Consider the following 14,947-nt stretch of genomic DNA (forward strand, 5'->3'; position numbering starts at 1 on the left):
ACTCCTAGGAGGTATCTCTTGAGCTCGATTACAGTCCAACCCGAAGAAACCCTGGCCACCGGCACCGGCCCCCTGAGCGGCTACGTGGTCCTTGACCTGACCCGTGCACTGGCCGGGCCTCATGCCGGAATGATGATGGGCGACCTGGGTGCCAAGGTCATCAAGATCGAAGCGATGGGCACCGGGGACGACACCCGCGGCTGGGGCCCACCCTTCGTCGGGCCTGAAGGCAACCGGCAGGCCACCTACTTCCTGTCGTGCAATCGCAATAAGCAGTCTGTTGCGCTGAACCTGAAGGATTCCGCGCACCAAGCCAAGCTGGCCGACCTGGTCAGGAACTCGGATGTGCTCATGGAGAACTTCCGCACCGGTGTGCTGGACCGGCTCGGCTTCAGCGTCGAGGTGCTCCATGAATTGAATCCGCGGCTGGTGATCCTGTCCATTACCGGCTTCGGGCACGACGGCCCCGAATCCCACCGCAGCGGCTACGACCAGATCCTGCAGGGCGAGGCCGGGCTGATGTCCATTACCGGCTCCGGCCCGGAGGATCCGCAGAAGGTCGGGGTGCCCATCGCGGATCTGCTCTCGGGGATGTATGGAGCGTACGGGGCGCTGGCAGCGCTGCTGGAACGCGAAAGGACCGGTCGCGGCCAAGTGGTCCGCACCTCCCTGCTGGCCTCGATCATCGGGGTCCATGCCTTCCAGGGCACCCGGCAGACCGTGGCCGGGGAGAATCCCCAAGCCATCGGCAACCACCATCCCTCTATTGCACCCTACGGCCTGTATTCCTGTGCCGATGGGAAAGTGCAGATCAGCATCGGCAGCGAAAAGCTCTGGCAGGCCTTCGCCTCCCGGTTCGGTTTGCCCGCCGGGGATCCCCGCTTTGCCAGCAACTCCCAGCGCGTGGAGAACCGCGCGGCGCTCAATGAGCTGATCGAACGGGCTTTTAGCGCATACGATGCGGCGCAGCTGCTCAACTCCCTTGACGCAGCCGGCATTCCATCGGGAAAGGTGCGCTCCATCGAGGAGGTCTATGACTGGGACCAGGTCCACTCCCAAGGGCTCGTCGTGGAGGTGGAGCACGAAGTGCTGGGCAGGGTCAGCCTGCCCGGCCCTCCCCTGCGTTTCTTCGATGCCGCCACCAGCAAGGAGACCACCCGCAAGGCGCATACCGCTCCGCCCCTGCTCAATGCTGATGCAGCGGACGTGGACCGCTGGCTCGAAGAGCAGAAGGAAGACCAGTCATGAGCACCAGAACCCGACGGATTGACGCGTCGGCGCTACTGTCCATCGTCTTGGATGAAGACTCCTTCGAGTCCTGGGACAGCCAGCCGCAGCAGCCCGAGCTCAGCGAATCCTATGCGGCCGACCTCGATGCCGCCCGCGCAAAAAGCGGCACCGATGAATCGGTGCTCACGGGCAAGGGGCTGATCCAGGGCCGCGAAGTGGCGGTGATCGTCTCGGAATTCAACTTCCTGGCCGGTTCCATCGGGCAGGCTGCCGTGAAGCGCATTGTCGCGGCCATCGAGCGCGCAACGGCGGCCGGACTGCCGCTGCTGGCAGGGCCCGCTTCCGGGGGCACCCGCATGCAGGAAGGCACCTTGGCCTTCCTGGGGATGGTCGCCATCACCGATGCGGTCCGCCGGCACAAGGCGGCAGGACTTCCCTATCTGGTCTACCTGCGCCATCCCACCACCGGCGGTGTCATGGCCTCCTGGGGCTCTTTGGGGCACATCACCGTTGCCGAGCCAGGGGCGCTGCTGGGTTTCCTGGGTCCACGGGTCTACCAGGCGCTCTACGGACAGGACTTCCCGGAGGGCGTCCAGGTCTCGGAGAACCTGTTCCGCAAGGGCTTGATCGACGCGGTTGTCCCGCCGCAGGACCTTCCGCAGCTCGTGGACCGGGCACTGCAGATCCTGCAGCCCGTACAAGATTCCGGCGCTTTCCCGGCACCGGTGGGCAGCATCTCGTGCAGTGCGGACGAGGACGCCTGGCGCTCTGTGCAAGCCAGCCGGAACCCGCGCCGACCGGACACCCGGATGCTGCTGGCCTCAGCTGACGACGCGCTGCCCTTGAACGGAACCGGACAGGGAGAGAAAGACCCCGGGCTGATGCTGGCGTTGGCGCGGTTCGCAGGACAGCGCTGCGTGGTGCTCGGCCAGCAGCGGCCGCGGCACCCGGACACGGCCAGCCTCGGGCCCGCCTCGCTGCGCGAGGCCCGCCGCGGGATGCAACTGGCCCAGGAACTCGGCCTGCCGCTGGTCACCATCATCGACACCACCGGCGCCGAGCTCTCGGTGCAGGCAGAGGAAGGCGGGTTGGCCGGAGAGATTGCCCGTTCGCTCAGCGAATTGATCGGCTTGCGGTCCCCCTCGGTGTCGGTGCTCCTCGGCCAAGGTACCGGCGGCGCCGCACTGGCGCTGCTGCCGGCGGACCGGACCATCGCAGCCCGCAATTCCTGGCTCTCGCCGTTGCCGCCCGAGGGCGCCAGCGCCATCATGCACCGCAGTACCAGCCATGCCCCGGATATGGCCCGCCAGCAGAAGATCGGCGTTGCTTCGCTGTGCGACTTTGGCCTGGTGGACCACGTGGTGGACGAGTTCGATGACGCTGCCACCCGGCCGCGCGAGTTCTGCCAGGAACTCGGAACGGCTATTGCTGCGGAGATCTCCTTGGCCCTTGCCATTCCCGAGGCAGATCGGTTGGAGCGCCGGCAGAAAAAGTTCCAGAACTTGGGACGAGCCTCCAGCTAGTTCCGCACTGGGACACCGGGCCGGTCCGGCAACGGCTGCTGGACCGGCCCTTGGCTTGGCTGCCCTCGCCGGGCCGGCCGGCTGCACTCTGCAGGCACGTGGAAGTTCAAGGATCAGGCTACCTCCCCAAATGCCGGCCGCCCTGCGTAGAGTGGGACTCGACAGGAACTACCCAGCGAGGCGGACTATGCGCGAGCGCAAATCGATGATCGATACGGCCAAGGACATCGCGTCCGGCGCCCACGAAGGACAGGTCGACAAGCTCGGCGCCGCGTATATCGGGCATCCGGCACGAGTGGCCGGGCACGCGCGCGACCTCGGCGGTTCGCCAGAAGCCATCGCGGCCGCCTGGTTGCATGATGTGATCGAGGATTGCGACGTGAGCGCGGCGGACCTGCGTGCCGCTGGCATTCCCGACACGGTCATCGTGGCGGTGGAACTGCTGAGCAAGCGGCCCGGGCAGAGCCTGCAAGAATATTGCGCCGGGGTGCGCGGCAATGCGCTGGCCTTGCTGGTCAAGGAAGCGGACCTGGCCGATAACACCGACCCGGAACGCACAAGCCAGCTGGATCAGGCTACCCGGCAACGGCTGGCCAAGAAATACCAGCGCACCCGGTCCCTCCTGGGTCTCTAGCAGCGCCCGGAATCCTGGGTCCAACCCGGGTCTGCCCGGAAATAGTTCCTGGCCATAAACATTCAAGATCCCCGCCGCGCACGGCCAGCACTTCTTCGCCGGCATCCGGTCGCGGCACCTGATCACCGCGCAGAACTCGGAATGCTGGATATTTCCCGCAGCCCCCTTGCAATCGGGCGCCATTGGGCAAGACTTGGACTATGGCAACAGGCAGAAGCACAGTGTTCGAAAACCGCAGCCATGCCGGCGCCGCGCTGGGCATGAAGCTGTCCACCCTGCTGCCCGCCGGCGAATACACCGTGCTGGGTTTGCTGCGCGGCGGAGTGCCCATCGCCCATGAAGTGGCCAAGGCCCTCGGGGCCACACTGGGCGCGGTGGCAGTGCGCAAGCTCGGGGTGCCGCGCAATCCCGAACTGGCATTCGGCGCCATTGCCCGGTACGGGATTAGCAGCGCTCGCCACATCAACGAGGCGATCTACCGCCGGGCTCTGCAGTATTTCGGCAAGGACGAACTCGAATCCCTGGAACGCGGCACCGGTGCCGACCTGCTGGCTCTGGCCAGCACCTTCAAGGACTACTGCCCCGATCTGGCCGAGCGCGACCTGCTGCTTTGCGATGACGGAATGGCCACGGGCGCCACGATGAAGGCCGCGCTGGATCTTATCCAGGACCTGGATCCCGCCTCCATCACGCTGGCAGTTCCGGTGGCTTCGCCTGGAACGGCTGCCGAATTGGCACCCCGGGTCAATGGCATCTGCCAACTGCTCACCCCGGAAAATTTCACTGCCGTCGGAGCCTTCTACGAGGACTTCGGGCAAGTGGGCCAGGACCAGGTCCTGGAAATGCTGCGCTCCGCGCGGTGAGGTCCCAGGACCTAGTCAGCCAAACCGGTCTTCCTGTTCAGGATAGACAGGCCTGGCCAACCGGCGGATCAATCTACGGCACCGCTTATCGGGACGCGCCTGGTTTCGGTGACGACCCCAAGAGGAACTTCTGAGCGCAAAACGGCATCGATGTTGTCCCAAACTGTGGCCAGCCTCCGCTGCACATTCTCCCAGCCCACCCCCGCCATATGGGGCGTGCAGATCACCGAGTCCAGGCTCAATAGCTCGCTGCCCAGTTCCAGCGGCTCCAGTTCGAAGACATCCAGCCCGGCACCGGCAATGCTCCCGGTGCGCAAGGCGTCAATCAATGCCTCTTCATCGATGACCTCGCCGCGACCGACATTGACCAGCACGGCGGACGCCTTCATCATGGCCAGTTCCTCGCGTCCAATGAGCTTGCCGGTCCCCTGATTCAGCGGAAGGCTTACGCAGACAACATCGGATTCGCGCATCAAAGTCTCCAATGACACCGCCCGTGCCGAGATCAGCTCGGACACTGTCAGCGGGATCTGGGCAGTGTCGTAGTAGACGACGTTGGCACCGAAGCCATGGTGCACCACCTTGCCAACCCAACGCCCAATATTTCCCAGGCCTACGATTCCCACGGTCTTGCCATACAGTTCCGCATAGGAGGCTTCATCCAGGTCCTGGCGCCATTTGCCCTCGCGCAAAAGCTGCATCGAGGACGGAATACGGCGCAACAAGTTAAGGATCAGGCTCACCGCGTGCTCGGCCACCGAGATCGAATGGGTTTTCATTTGCGCCACGGGAATGCCCAGGTCGTTGAGCACCCCCAACGGCAGCTGGCCGTAACCCGAGCTCATGTACTGGATGAACTTCGCGCGGGTGGCTGCACGGAAGACTTCTTCGGGGACCTCGATGCCCGAAATGATGAAGTCTGCGTCAGCTGCCTCGGCTACCAGCTCCTCCACGCTGGTGCCAGCTGGCAATACCACCAGCTCGAACCCTTCGGGAGTCGATGCTTTCAGGCCGTCGATGTAGTCATTTAATGGGTTGATGAATAGGACTTTCCAGGTCATGATTATCCTTTCAGGATCCGGCCGGGATACTTGCGGAGGCTTGCAGGGCGCGGAGTACCGCGTCGGTCACTTCCCCGGTGCTGGCATTCCCGCCCAGATCGGCCGAGCGCGGACCGGTGGCGAGCACCTCTTGGACAGCGGAGTTAATGCTGCGTGCAGCGCAGACGAGCGCTTCATCCTCGCGTTTTTCTCCCAGCCAGTCGAGCATCATGGCGGCAGAGAGGATCATTGCTGTGGGATTGGCCTTGCCAGTGCCGGCGATATCCGGCGCGCTGCCATGCGACGGCTGGAAGACCCCGTGGGTCCGGCTCACATCAGCCGAAGGTGCCACGCCCAGTCCGCCAACTAGACCGGCGGCAATTTCCGAAGTGATGTCGCCGAAAATGTTCTCGCTGACGATCACGTCAAACCGCCCCGGATCAGTCACCATGTACATCGAACCGGCGTCAATATAGTACTTGCTGCTATCGATGTCGGTATTCTTCGCTGCGACTTCGTCGAAGACCTTTTCCATCAGCACGTTGCTGCGCAGGGCATTGGACTTATGCAGCAGGGTCACCCGGCCGGGGGTACCGCGCTTGCGGCGGGACCGGGCCTGGTCGAAGGCCTCAGCAAAGAGCGTTTCACAGGTCGCCCGCGTGATGGTCATCCGGTCGGTGGCTTCCACATCGCTGGGTTCATGCTTGTCGTGCAGACCTGCGAACATGCCCTCGGAGGTCTCACGGATCACCAGCATGTCTATGTTCTCAGCCCGTACCGCGTTCGGAACACCCTTGAAGAGCTTGACCGGGCGCAGGCTGGCGAACAGCTTGTAGTGGGCGCGCATCTCGACCTGCGCTCCAAGTTCCAGGCCTTCTTCGTCTCGCACGTCGGGCAGCCCCATGGCCCCGAAGAGCACTGCGTCGCTCTTTCCAATCTCGTCCATGTCGGCAGCGGTGATCTTGCGCCCGGTGCGCCGGTACAGGTCAGCTGAGAAATCGTAGGTGACGTAGTCAAGGGTGAACCCGAACTGCTCCTGGACCTCTCCGAGCAACCTCAGCGCCGAGTCGACGACTTCCGGCCCGATCCCGTCACCGGGAATGACCGTAATCCTGTAATTGGCCATGACTACCTCCTGATATTCCTATGTAGTGGGATTCAATTGCTATTCAGCGGGAATACAATATCAGTACGTATCGAGGATCACTAGACCCCAGGGCAGTATTCATTACTGGCCAGCGAAATCCACTTCCCATACAGTAGGAATCACTGATTCAATCCCCGAGCACCGACCACGCCACCGCCCGTTTACCCGTTACCCTGAAAGGCCCGCTCCATGACTGAACCCACGACCAATCGGCAGCTGGAACGCATCTGCCAGCTCCTCGACGCGCTCGAATTCGGTGATGCAACGGCCAGCGAGCTGGCCCGCCAAACCGGACTGTCCACTTCCACCGCCCACCGGCTGGCACTGAGCCTAGTCGAGTACGACTTCCTCAAGCGCGAGCCGTCGGGCAACTACAGCCTGGGGAGGCGGTTCGTGCGCAGCCGGCTTGAACTGGTCGGACTCGGACACCTCACCGAACTGCGCGATGCGACCGGTGAGACGGCGCAACTATGGATTCGCCGCGGCGATCATCGGGTTTGCATCAGCTCCGTGGATTCCCGGCACGAATTGAAGGCGACCTTGCCCCCAGGAGCAAGCCTCGCCCTGCCGCATGGTTCCAGCGGACGGCTGCTGGCCTTCGACCAGGAGGCCATGGCCTCGATCGAAAGCCACGGCTGGGTGGAATCCGTGGGGCTGCGCACTCCCGGGCTGGGATCGGTGAGCGCACCGGTACTCCAGAGTGATCACATCATTGCTTCGATCTGCCTGGCCATGCCGCTCTCGCGATGCGAAGTCTCCCCCGGCACCGATCACGGCCAGCTGGTAGCGGGCACCGCAGCGAGGATCTCCGCGGCCTTCAGCGACCAGAGGTAGCGCCACCCCGGCAATCACCAAAAGGATCCGGCCCCGCCATCGATGCGTGGACCGGATCCTTGGCGAGCACGCCGCGGTTCGCTAGCCCATGAATGGCACCAGCAGTGTAGTCAAGAAGAGCACGAAGGCCCCTCCGATGCGGTTGGAAAGGGCCGCGAACGGCATCAGGTGCATGCGCTCCGACGCGCTGAGTACCGACACGTCGCCCGAACCGCCGGTGTCGGCCATGACCAGGCCCGGGGTGATGGCCGCTTCGACGAAGTTGAACTTCAGCAGCCAGCCCACAATTCCGGCGCTCAGTCCGGCGATCAGCACGGTAATGACCACCAGCACGATGAACATCGGGTCGCCCAGCGAAGCCAAGACCTCGTTGATGTCGATGTAGGAAATGCTCACGCCCACCAGCAGCGCCGGGACCAGCACCGAGGTGATCATCTCGCCCCAGTCGGTGGTGGCTTCCTCGATATCCTTGGGCAGCAACCCGAAGATCTTCAGCGCGGCCACGACGATGATCATCCAGGCGTAGGGATGCAGGAATGCGAAGAACCCGCCGAGCAGTTCCCCCAGCACGTAGAGCCCTGCCGTCAGCACCAGTCCCTTGCCCAAGGTGAGGAAACTCGCCATGGTGCGCTTGGGCGGGTTGGACAGCTCCTTGCTGGTTCCCTTCACGCGCATCAGGTCGCCGTTGCCGCTGAAGCCGATAAACAGCTGCTTGCGCTTGCCCAGTCCGTTGAGGATTCCGGCGAAGAGGATGCAGAAGACATTGGCGACGACCACAGCCGACATCAGGTCGCCCATGAATGCCGAGGAATCCTGCCCGGTCTGGGCGCCGTACATTTCGCTCATCGGCACCGCCCCCAGGCCCAGGCCGCCAGCCATGATCGGGGCCGCTACGGTGAGCATCGCGTTCCAGAAACCGAATCCTGCTACGGCTCCGATCAGTCCGATTGCAGCAAAGGAGATCAGGATGCAGGAAACCAGCGGGATCGCGAAGCGCGGACCTGCCTTGAGCAGCAGGGCGCGCGGCGCGCCGAGGATCGAGCCGGCGATCACCGCAGCCACGAAGAAGTCAAGGAACCCGTGGGTGGTGATGAAGTCAGTGACCACGGTAATGATCGCCTCCGGCATGAACCCGTAGAACATCACCAGCGCCGGGACGAAGGTGCACAGGATCGTCGGCAGCCCGAAGTCACGGACTATCGGGAACAGGTTGCCGAACCAGATCAGCAGGCCGCCCAGCAGCATCGCGACGGCGAAGCCTGGCAACATGCCGCCGGGAAGCTTGCCGGTCACGGCTGCGATGAGCACTACTGCGGCCATGGTCAGGTAAAGCCAGATCGGCAGGCCCGAGATGGCGAAGTGCCGGGGGTTGGCGTGGTGGGCGCCCTTGGGCAGCTGGGCCTTTTCGTTCAGCCGCCGCAGAAGGTCTTGGTCTTCACCCTGGATGGAACGCGGAAGCTGGGCTTCCTGGTTGGTCTTTGACATCGTATTCTCCCGATGTTTCGTGGCTTGCAAGGCTACCGGCGTCTTTGCGCGGAAGGCCGTTGCATGGCCAGCCGTGAAGGCAGGCCTGGTTGCCTAGTGGATGGAGAGGGAATCTGTTTGGACAGGTGGTGCGTTGGAGATCGTTGCGCGGGCCAGATCGGTGGCCTTTGCGAGCCCTGAAGGATCAATTCCTGTGATGTGCCCTTCGGCGTGCAGAAAATCCACGAGCTCTTCTGTGGACAGGTTTCCTGCCGCGCCCGGAGCGAATGGGCAGCCCCCATAGCCGCCCAGTGCGGCATCGAAGCGGGTAATGCCCGCATCGATGGCCAATTTCACCGTGTCCAGGGCCAGGCCGTGGGCATTGTGCAGGTGCAACGAGTAGGCCAGGTCGGGTTCAGCGTCCTGGATGTGCTTCACGCTGTCGATCAGGCGTTGCGGTGGCGTGGTTCCGAGGGTGTCAGCCAGCCCGATGTCAGTGATGCCCATGGACTTGAAGGCGCGTACCAGTTGCAGGAGACGAGAGGGGTCGATCTCGCCCTCGTAGGGGCAGGTGAAGGCGGTGGAGATCCCGGCGTGGAATCCGGTTTCCGGGTGGGCTGCGACATCGCCCGCGAGCGAGGCCAGTGACTTCTCGATGCCAGCACCGGCGTTGGCATTGCTGTGCGCCTGGCTGGCCGACGCCACCACCTGGACTTCGCGCGCTCCGGCAGCTGCCGCCCGGGCGATGCCCTGGCCGTTCAGGGCCAGGACCGTGAAACGCACCCTGGATTCCATGGACAGCGCGGACAACACGTCGCTGGCGTCGGCCATTTGCGGCACGCGCTTCGGGTTGACGAATGACGCGATCTCCATGCGCTCGACACCTGCGTCCATGGTGGCTCGGGCGATCTTCACCTTGTCGGCCGTGGAAACGATGACCGGTTCGTCCTGCAATCCGTCACGCAAGAACACGTCGGTGATTTCGATCCGCATCATTTCACCGCCTTGTTGCCCATGGCCCGGATCTGCCCTTCATCGAAGCCAGCCAGGTCCTTGAGGACTTCCTCTGTATGCTCCCCCAGGTCCGGGCCGACCCACTTGACCTCGCCCTGGTGGCCGGGAATCCTTGGCACCACGCCCGGGAAGCGGATCAGTTCGGGCTCCTGGTCGACCTTCACTTCGTGGGTCTCGATCATGCCGCGGGCAAGGTAGTGCTCGTCCTGGGCGATGGAGGCAGCGTCGTAGACCGGAGCCGCCGGAACCCCGGCCGCATCCAACGCGTCGAGCACCTGCGGCAGCGGCAGGGAACCGGTGAATGCCTCGATGGCTCCGTTGAGCTCTGCCTCGCGGGAACCGCGAGCCTCGGTGGTTAAAAGGGACTGGTCGTTGGCCAGGTCCTCGCGCCCGACAGCGCGCATCAACCTGGTGAATACCGAGTTGGAGTTCCCTCCGATAACCACCTCCAGGCCATCCTGGCAAGTATAGGAGCCGGTAGGCACCACTCCTGGAAGCCGGCCGCCGGTACGCTCGCGGACCATGCCGTAGGCATCGTAGTCCGGGACCAGTGATTCGAGCAGCGAGAAGACACCTTCGTACAGTGCCACATCGACGACGTTCTGCTCCTGGTTGCTCCCTCCCTTGGCCTTGTTGAGCATCAGCATCAAGGCGCCGATGACTCCGTAGAGACCTGCGACGGTATCACCCAAGGAGGCGGCGGCCCGTCCTGCGGGACGGTCGGGTTCGCCGGTGATGTAGCGCAATCCGGCAAATGATTCAGCAGAACTGCCGAATCCGGCGCGGTCCTTATAGGGTCCAGTCTGACCGTAGCCCGAGATACGCACGATCACCAGTTCAGGGTTGATTACACTGAGCACCTCAGGGCCAAGCCCCCACTTTTCCAAAGTGCCAGGACGGAAATTCTCGATCAGCACATCTGTGGTCCTGATGATTTCCTTAATTGCCCTCGCACCTAGCTCGCTGCGCAAATCGAGCTCGACAGATTTCTTGTTGCGCGCGATAGTGCGGAAGAGCATGGAGGTTTCACCGCGGGCCTTGCGCCAGTCGCGCAGTTCATCTCCCCCATCAGGTCGCTCGATCTTGATTACTTCAGCGCCGAAATCGCCAAAGATCCGGGCAGCGAAGGGAGCAGCAATGAAGTTTCCAAGTTCCAGCACGCGCACGCCTGCTAACGGAAGGTTGTTCTCGCCGAGGTTCAGCTGATCGTCCATCAGAATGACCCCTTTTCATGTTAATCTGAAGGTAAGTGTTCCCACTGAATGGGATCGGAATCCCTTTCAGCGGTAAGACTGTAGCAAGTGAGCCACAACACAGCAAGAACTTTTTGAAATAAGTGGATTCATCTCACCGTCCCGCGAGACACGGCAACCATCCTGTCATCGGCGCCCGTGCCTCGCCAGCTAGTAATTGGCCGACCGGCGGTGGCAGGATGAGCGCACCGCTCCGCCGCTGCACGGTACTTGGAACACGATCCACCGGCCTGTTGCCGTGCAGCCGCGCATAAATCCCGAAGACGACAGCTCAAGAATTGGCGTTGGGTATCGGATCAGCCTGGTGCGCCGAAACCGTTTCCGGGCGCCACGAGGCAAATGCCAGCACCGTACCGACCACTCCGATGCCGACCAGGACCAGAGCCGCACCCCACAGGCGGATCGAAGCGCCCAGGGCGCCGGCCACCGGATAGGTCAGCAAGAAGCATGCATGGGACAAGGAAAATTGCGCGGCAAAAACACGGGGGCGGTTTTGCTCGGTGCTGTTGCGGCGCAGCAGCCTCGACGAGGGCGTGAGGATAGTTGCGGTCGCCGCACCCAGGGCCAGCCACAGGCCAAGGAGCCCGGCCCATTGGCCAGAACCCTCGCCCCAGCCGATCACAGCGGCACCGACGAACAGCAGCAGCGGCACCATCACGGCGCCTGCGAGCATCACGCTGCGGTCTTCGAATCGCTCCAGCAACCCCGGCATGCCCAGTGCCACCGCCATCGAACCTGCACCGTATGCTCCGAGCAGCAGCGCCACATCCACCTGCGAACGGCCCAGATCCCCCTTCACCAGCACCACTGTGTTGACGATGACCATGGCGGAGATCGCGGCGACCACCAGATTCAGCGCCATCAGGCTGCGCAGTTCCGGTGCCGCCCAGAATGCCCGGGTTCCCCCGGTGAGGCGATGGAAGAAGAGCGACTTCTGGGGCGGCGGGATCGCCGGGAAGCGCGTCGCGGCAACGAGCAGAGCGGACGCGGCAAAGCCGAGCACGGTCCCGGCGAAGAGGTTGTGGTAGCTGGTGACGGTCAGTAGCGCGGCCGCCAGCATCGGACTGGCCAATGACTCCATGTCATAGGCCAGCCGCGACAAGGACAGGGCCTTTGTGTAATCCCGCTCTTCGGGCAGGATCGAGGGAATCACCGCCTGGAATGCCGGGGTAAAGGTCGCCGATGCTGATTGCAGAACAAATATCAGCACATAGATCTGCCACGCTTCACTGGCGAATGGAAGGCAGAGCGCCACTGATCCACGAATGATGTTGGCGCCGATAAGCACGGGTTTGCGCGGAATATGGGAAACCAGCGCATTGACCAAAGGAGCAACCACCACATAGGCGACCATCTTGAAGGTCAAGGCCAGGCCGAGCACTAATCCCGCATCACTGCCGGCAATATCGAAAGCCAGCAGGCCCAGGGCGACGGTGAGCAGGCCCGTGCCCAGAAGCGCAATCATCTGGGCACTGAAGAGCTTGGCGTACGCCTGGTCTCTGAGTACTGCGAGCATCTTTGCCGACTCCCGTTTTCTCTGCCCCTAGGTTTGCGGGGCTTCGTGATGCAGCGGCATCTGGCCGTTGGATACAGAATGCTCTGCCTGCTTGATCGCTTCGCTGACCAGACGCGCCGGGTGCTCATCGGTGAGGCTGTACAGGACCTTGGTTCCGTCCTGGCGCGTGGTCACCATGCGCGCCATGCGCAAGCGAGCCAGGTGCTGGGATACCCCCGAGGGACTCTTCTCAACCAGCTCTGCGAGCGCGTTGACCGAGAGCTCTCCGGCACGGCGAAGATGCAGCACGATCCGGATCCGTGTGGCGTCGGAAAGCAAGCCGAAGACTTCTGCGGCCAGCTCCACGAAATCCGAGGAGGGATCCGGAGCGTAAATCTTATTATCTGCATGCATGCTAATAGACTAATACTCTCGCACGGTATTGCCTAGGGCACACCGGAAATATTCCGCCTTCAACTGGAACTAGAATTGGAGCCATGACTGCAACGCTCGTGGCCAAGGACCTGACTGGCGGCCACGCCCACCGAACCCTCTTCTCGAATCTGAACTTCACCGCCGCGCCCGGTGATGTCTACGGCGTGGTGGGTGCCAACGGCGCGGGCAAGTCCACATTGCTCTCGCTGCTTGCCGGGGCCGCGGCCCCGCAGGCCGGAACGGTGAGCACCGCCCCGGATTCTGCGTTCATCGGCTGGATGCCCCAGGAACACGAGCGCATTCCAGGTGAAACCATCACCGCGTATTTGGCCCGCCGCACCGGTTGCGCCGCCGCCACCACCGCCATGGAATCCACCGCCGAAGAACTTGGCAGCGGCAAGCCCGGTGCGGACGACGCCTACACCGTTGCATTCGACCACTGGATGGCCTGTGGCGCCATGGATCTGGAAGACCGCATCCCCGAGGTGCTGGCCAAGCTCGGTTTCACCCTCCCGGTAGAAACCGAGATGACTGCCCTGTCCGGCGGCCAGGTAGCCCGCGTGGCTCTAGCAGCCCTGCTGCTCTCCCGCTTCGATGTGGTGCTGCTCGATGAACCGACCAATGATCTCGATCTCGAGGGCCTGGAGCATTTGGAGCATTTCATCAATTCCCTGCGCGCGCCGGTGATCCTGGTATCGCATGACCGCGAGTTCCTCTCCCGCTGCACCACCGGCATCATCGAATTGGACCTGGCCCAGAACCAGGTAGCCACCTATGCAGGCGGCTACGACTCGTACCTTGCCGAACGGGCCATCAACCGCACCCATGCCCGTGAGGCCTACGAGCAGTTCGAGAACCAGAAAGCGGATCTGGTCTCCCGCGCCCGCACCCAGCGCGAATGGTCCTCGCAAGGCGTGCGCAACGCCATGCGCAAGGCGCCGGACAATGACAAGATCCGCCGCCGGGCCAACTCCGAGTCCTCGGAAAAGCAGGCCGCCAAGGTGCGCCAGATGGAATCGCGCATCGCCCGGCTCGACGAAGTGGCCGAACCGCGCAAGGAATGGGTCCTGCAGTTCTCCATCGCCGCGGCTGAGCGCGGGTCCTCGGTGATGTGCACGCTCAACGAGGCCTCGGTATCCCACGGGGACTACGCTTTCGGACCGGTTTCGGTGCAGGTCAACGCCGGGGACCGAATTGGCATCACCGGCCCGAACGGAGCAGGCAAGTCGACCTTGCTGAACCTGCTGCTGGGCAAGCTGGCCCCGCACAGCGGCTCGGCATCCCTGGGCAGTTCGGTGAATATCGGAGAAATCGACCAGGCGCGCACCCAGCTGCCCGGCGACCTGCCACTGGGCGAAGCCTTCGAATTGGAAGTGCCCGAGTACTCCGCCGCGGAGGTGCGCACCCTGCTTGCCAAGTTCGGCTTGAAGGCCGACCAGTCCTCGGCCCTGGTGGATTCGCTCTCCCCCGGCGAGCGAACCCGCGCATCCATGGCGCTGCTCCAGGCCCGCGGGGTGAACCTGCTGGTGCTCGATGAGCCGACCAACCACCTGGACGTACCGGCCATCGAACAGCTCGAAGAAGCCCTGGAAGCGTACACCGGAGCACTGCTGCTGGTCACCCATGATCGGCGCTTGCTGGAGAATGTGCGACTGGACGCCCGATGGGAAGTTGCACAGGGTCAACTAACGGCCCATTTCTAGGGCCTCACTTGGGCACTTATTGCACTGGCAAGTTCACAGCTATCCAACGTAGGATTGGCACTATGGGAGCCGAGTTTTTCAGTTCTTTCGACTGCGAGGTCGACGCCTAGTACCCAAGGATATTTTCTTGAGCAGCACTGCAACACTCCATCCCCAAGGGCCAACGGTCAAGCCGGGCGACCCCAAGAGCTTCTTCCACGTCAAGAAGCTGGTCACTGAAGCTGGACTGGTCGGCCGCCGCCGCGGGCACTATCTCGGGTTGGGCATCGTGCTGACGGTGCTGCTAGCCGGCACCGTTACCGGTTTCATCCT

13 protein-coding genes and 1 pseudogene are annotated in these 14,947 nt (G+C 63.2%); 7 read left to right on the plus strand and 7 right to left on the minus strand.

Going from position 1 to position 14,947, the window contains the following annotated elements; translation table 11 throughout:
• The first annotated feature begins 18 nt into the window (after window positions 1-18).
• The 4 genes from ACIOTN_RS06730 to ACIOTN_RS06745 all read left to right on the plus strand — a co-directional run bounded on the left by ACIOTN_RS06730 (window position 19) and on the right by ACIOTN_RS06745 (window position 4,250).
• Window positions 19-1,248, plus strand: coding sequence for a CaiB/BaiF CoA transferase family protein (locus tag ACIOTN_RS06730; protein WP_402734971.1), 1,230 nt, complete (start codon window positions 19-21; stop codon window positions 1,246-1,248).
• Window positions 1,245-2,753: a carboxyl transferase domain-containing protein gene (locus ACIOTN_RS06735; RefSeq protein WP_402734972.1), complete on the plus strand. Its 1,509-nt coding sequence runs from the start codon at window positions 1,245-1,247 to the stop codon at window positions 2,751-2,753. The genes ACIOTN_RS06730 and ACIOTN_RS06735 overlap by 4 nt, the downstream gene beginning before the upstream one ends.
• A gap of 187 nt (window positions 2,754-2,940) precedes the next feature.
• Window positions 2,941-3,387: an HD domain-containing protein gene (locus ACIOTN_RS06740; RefSeq protein WP_332488666.1), complete on the plus strand. Its 447-nt coding sequence runs from the start codon at window positions 2,941-2,943 to the stop codon at window positions 3,385-3,387.
• A gap of 200 nt (window positions 3,388-3,587) precedes the next feature.
• Window positions 3,588-4,250: a phosphoribosyltransferase gene (locus ACIOTN_RS06745; RefSeq protein WP_105661069.1), complete on the plus strand. Its 663-nt coding sequence runs from the start codon at window positions 3,588-3,590 to the stop codon at window positions 4,248-4,250.
• A gap of 68 nt (window positions 4,251-4,318) precedes the next feature.
• Here ACIOTN_RS06745 and ACIOTN_RS06750 read toward each other — a convergent pair whose 3' ends face one another.
• Both ACIOTN_RS06750 and ACIOTN_RS06755 read right to left on the minus strand, forming a co-directional pair.
• Window positions 4,319-5,311, minus strand: a complete 993-nt coding sequence (locus ACIOTN_RS06750; RefSeq protein ID WP_332730789.1) for an NAD(P)-dependent oxidoreductase — start codon at window positions 5,309-5,311, stop codon at window positions 4,319-4,321.
• A gap of 10 nt (window positions 5,312-5,321) precedes the next feature.
• Window positions 5,322-6,416 carry an isocitrate/isopropylmalate dehydrogenase family protein gene (locus ACIOTN_RS06755; RefSeq protein ID WP_402734973.1) on the minus strand — a complete coding sequence of 365 codons (1,095 nt, stop codon included), beginning with the start codon at window positions 6,414-6,416 and terminating at the stop codon, window positions 5,322-5,324.
• Window positions 6,417-6,626: 210 nt separating this feature from the next.
• Here ACIOTN_RS06755 and ACIOTN_RS06760 point away from each other — a divergent pair, with 210 nt between their 5' ends.
• Window positions 6,627-7,271, plus strand: coding sequence for an IclR family transcriptional regulator (locus ACIOTN_RS06760; protein WP_105661066.1), 645 nt, complete (start codon window positions 6,627-6,629; stop codon window positions 7,269-7,271).
• An 81-nt stretch (window positions 7,272-7,352) separates the two neighbouring features.
• On the opposite strand, the gene ACIOTN_RS06765 is transcribed toward ACIOTN_RS06760, so the two are convergent.
• From ACIOTN_RS06765 to ACIOTN_RS06785, 5 genes are all read right to left on the minus strand, one after another.
• Window positions 7,353-8,756, minus strand: coding sequence for a 2-hydroxycarboxylate transporter family protein (locus ACIOTN_RS06765; RefSeq protein WP_105661065.1), 1,404 nt, complete (start codon window positions 8,754-8,756; stop codon window positions 7,353-7,355).
• 93 nt (window positions 8,757-8,849) lie between these two features.
• Window positions 8,850-9,731: a hydroxymethylglutaryl-CoA lyase gene (locus tag ACIOTN_RS06770; protein ID WP_286134517.1), complete on the minus strand. Its 882-nt coding sequence runs from the start codon at window positions 9,729-9,731 to the stop codon at window positions 8,850-8,852.
• On the minus strand, window positions 9,728-10,963 hold the full coding sequence (locus ACIOTN_RS06775) for a CaiB/BaiF CoA-transferase family protein (RefSeq protein ID WP_105661063.1): 1,236 nt from the start codon (window positions 10,961-10,963) through the stop codon (window positions 9,728-9,730). Before ACIOTN_RS06775 ends, ACIOTN_RS06770 begins: the two co-directional genes overlap by 4 nt.
• Before the next feature lie 310 nt (window positions 10,964-11,273).
• Entirely contained in the window at window positions 11,274-12,518 is a 1,245-nt protein-coding gene (locus tag ACIOTN_RS06780; protein WP_402734974.1) for an MFS transporter, read from the minus strand.
• 27 nt (window positions 12,519-12,545) lie between these two features.
• Window positions 12,546-12,911, minus strand: a complete 366-nt coding sequence (locus ACIOTN_RS06785; RefSeq protein WP_402734975.1) for an ArsR/SmtB family transcription factor — start codon at window positions 12,909-12,911, stop codon at window positions 12,546-12,548.
• 83 nt (window positions 12,912-12,994) lie between these two features.
• On the opposite strand from ACIOTN_RS06785, the gene ACIOTN_RS06790 reads away from it, so the two are divergent.
• Complete coding sequence (locus tag ACIOTN_RS06790) at window positions 12,995-14,635, plus strand: ABC-F family ATP-binding cassette domain-containing protein (RefSeq protein WP_402734976.1); 1,641 nt, start codon at window positions 12,995-12,997, stop codon at window positions 14,633-14,635.
• A 127-nt stretch (window positions 14,636-14,762) separates the two neighbouring features.
• Window positions 14,763-14,947: pseudogene (locus ACIOTN_RS06795) on the plus strand (acyl-CoA desaturase); the annotation flags it as partial.

This window comes from Glutamicibacter sp. NPDC087661, assembly GCF_044743275.1.
In the GTDB taxonomy this organism is placed as follows: Bacteria; Actinomycetota; Actinomycetes; order Actinomycetales; family Micrococcaceae; genus Glutamicibacter.

Excerpts from the sequence above, each read along its gene's own strand:
- ACIOTN_RS06740 (WP_332488666.1), top strand. The coding sequence starts at position 2,941 with ATGCGCGAGCGCAAATCGATGATCGATACGGCCAAGGACATCGCGTCC.
- ACIOTN_RS06775 (WP_105661063.1), bottom strand. The coding sequence starts at position 10,963 with ATGGACGATCAGCTGAACCTCGGCGAGAACAACCTTCCGTTAGCAGGC.
- ACIOTN_RS06750 (WP_332730789.1), bottom strand. The coding sequence starts at position 5,311 with ATGACCTGGAAAGTCCTATTCATCAACCCATTAAATGACTACATCGAC.
- ACIOTN_RS06780 (WP_402734974.1), bottom strand. The coding sequence starts at position 12,518 with ATGCTCGCAGTACTCAGAGACCAGGCGTACGCCAAGCTCTTCAGTGCC.
- ACIOTN_RS06755 (WP_402734973.1), bottom strand. The coding sequence starts at position 6,416 with ATGGCCAATTACAGGATTACGGTCATTCCCGGTGACGGGATCGGGCCG.
- ACIOTN_RS06785 (WP_402734975.1), bottom strand. The coding sequence starts at position 12,911 with ATGCATGCAGATAATAAGATTTACGCTCCGGATCCCTCCTCGGATTTC.
- ACIOTN_RS06760 (WP_105661066.1), top strand. The coding sequence starts at position 6,627 with ATGACTGAACCCACGACCAATCGGCAGCTGGAACGCATCTGCCAGCTC.
- ACIOTN_RS06790 (WP_402734976.1), top strand. The coding sequence starts at position 12,995 with ATGACTGCAACGCTCGTGGCCAAGGACCTGACTGGCGGCCACGCCCAC.
- ACIOTN_RS06735 (WP_402734972.1), top strand. The coding sequence starts at position 1,245 with ATGAGCACCAGAACCCGACGGATTGACGCGTCGGCGCTACTGTCCATC.
- ACIOTN_RS06770 (WP_286134517.1), bottom strand. The coding sequence starts at position 9,731 with ATGATGCGGATCGAAATCACCGACGTGTTCTTGCGTGACGGATTGCAG.
- ACIOTN_RS06765 (WP_105661065.1), bottom strand. The coding sequence starts at position 8,756 with ATGTCAAAGACCAACCAGGAAGCCCAGCTTCCGCGTTCCATCCAGGGT.
- ACIOTN_RS06745 (WP_105661069.1), top strand. The coding sequence starts at position 3,588 with ATGGCAACAGGCAGAAGCACAGTGTTCGAAAACCGCAGCCATGCCGGC.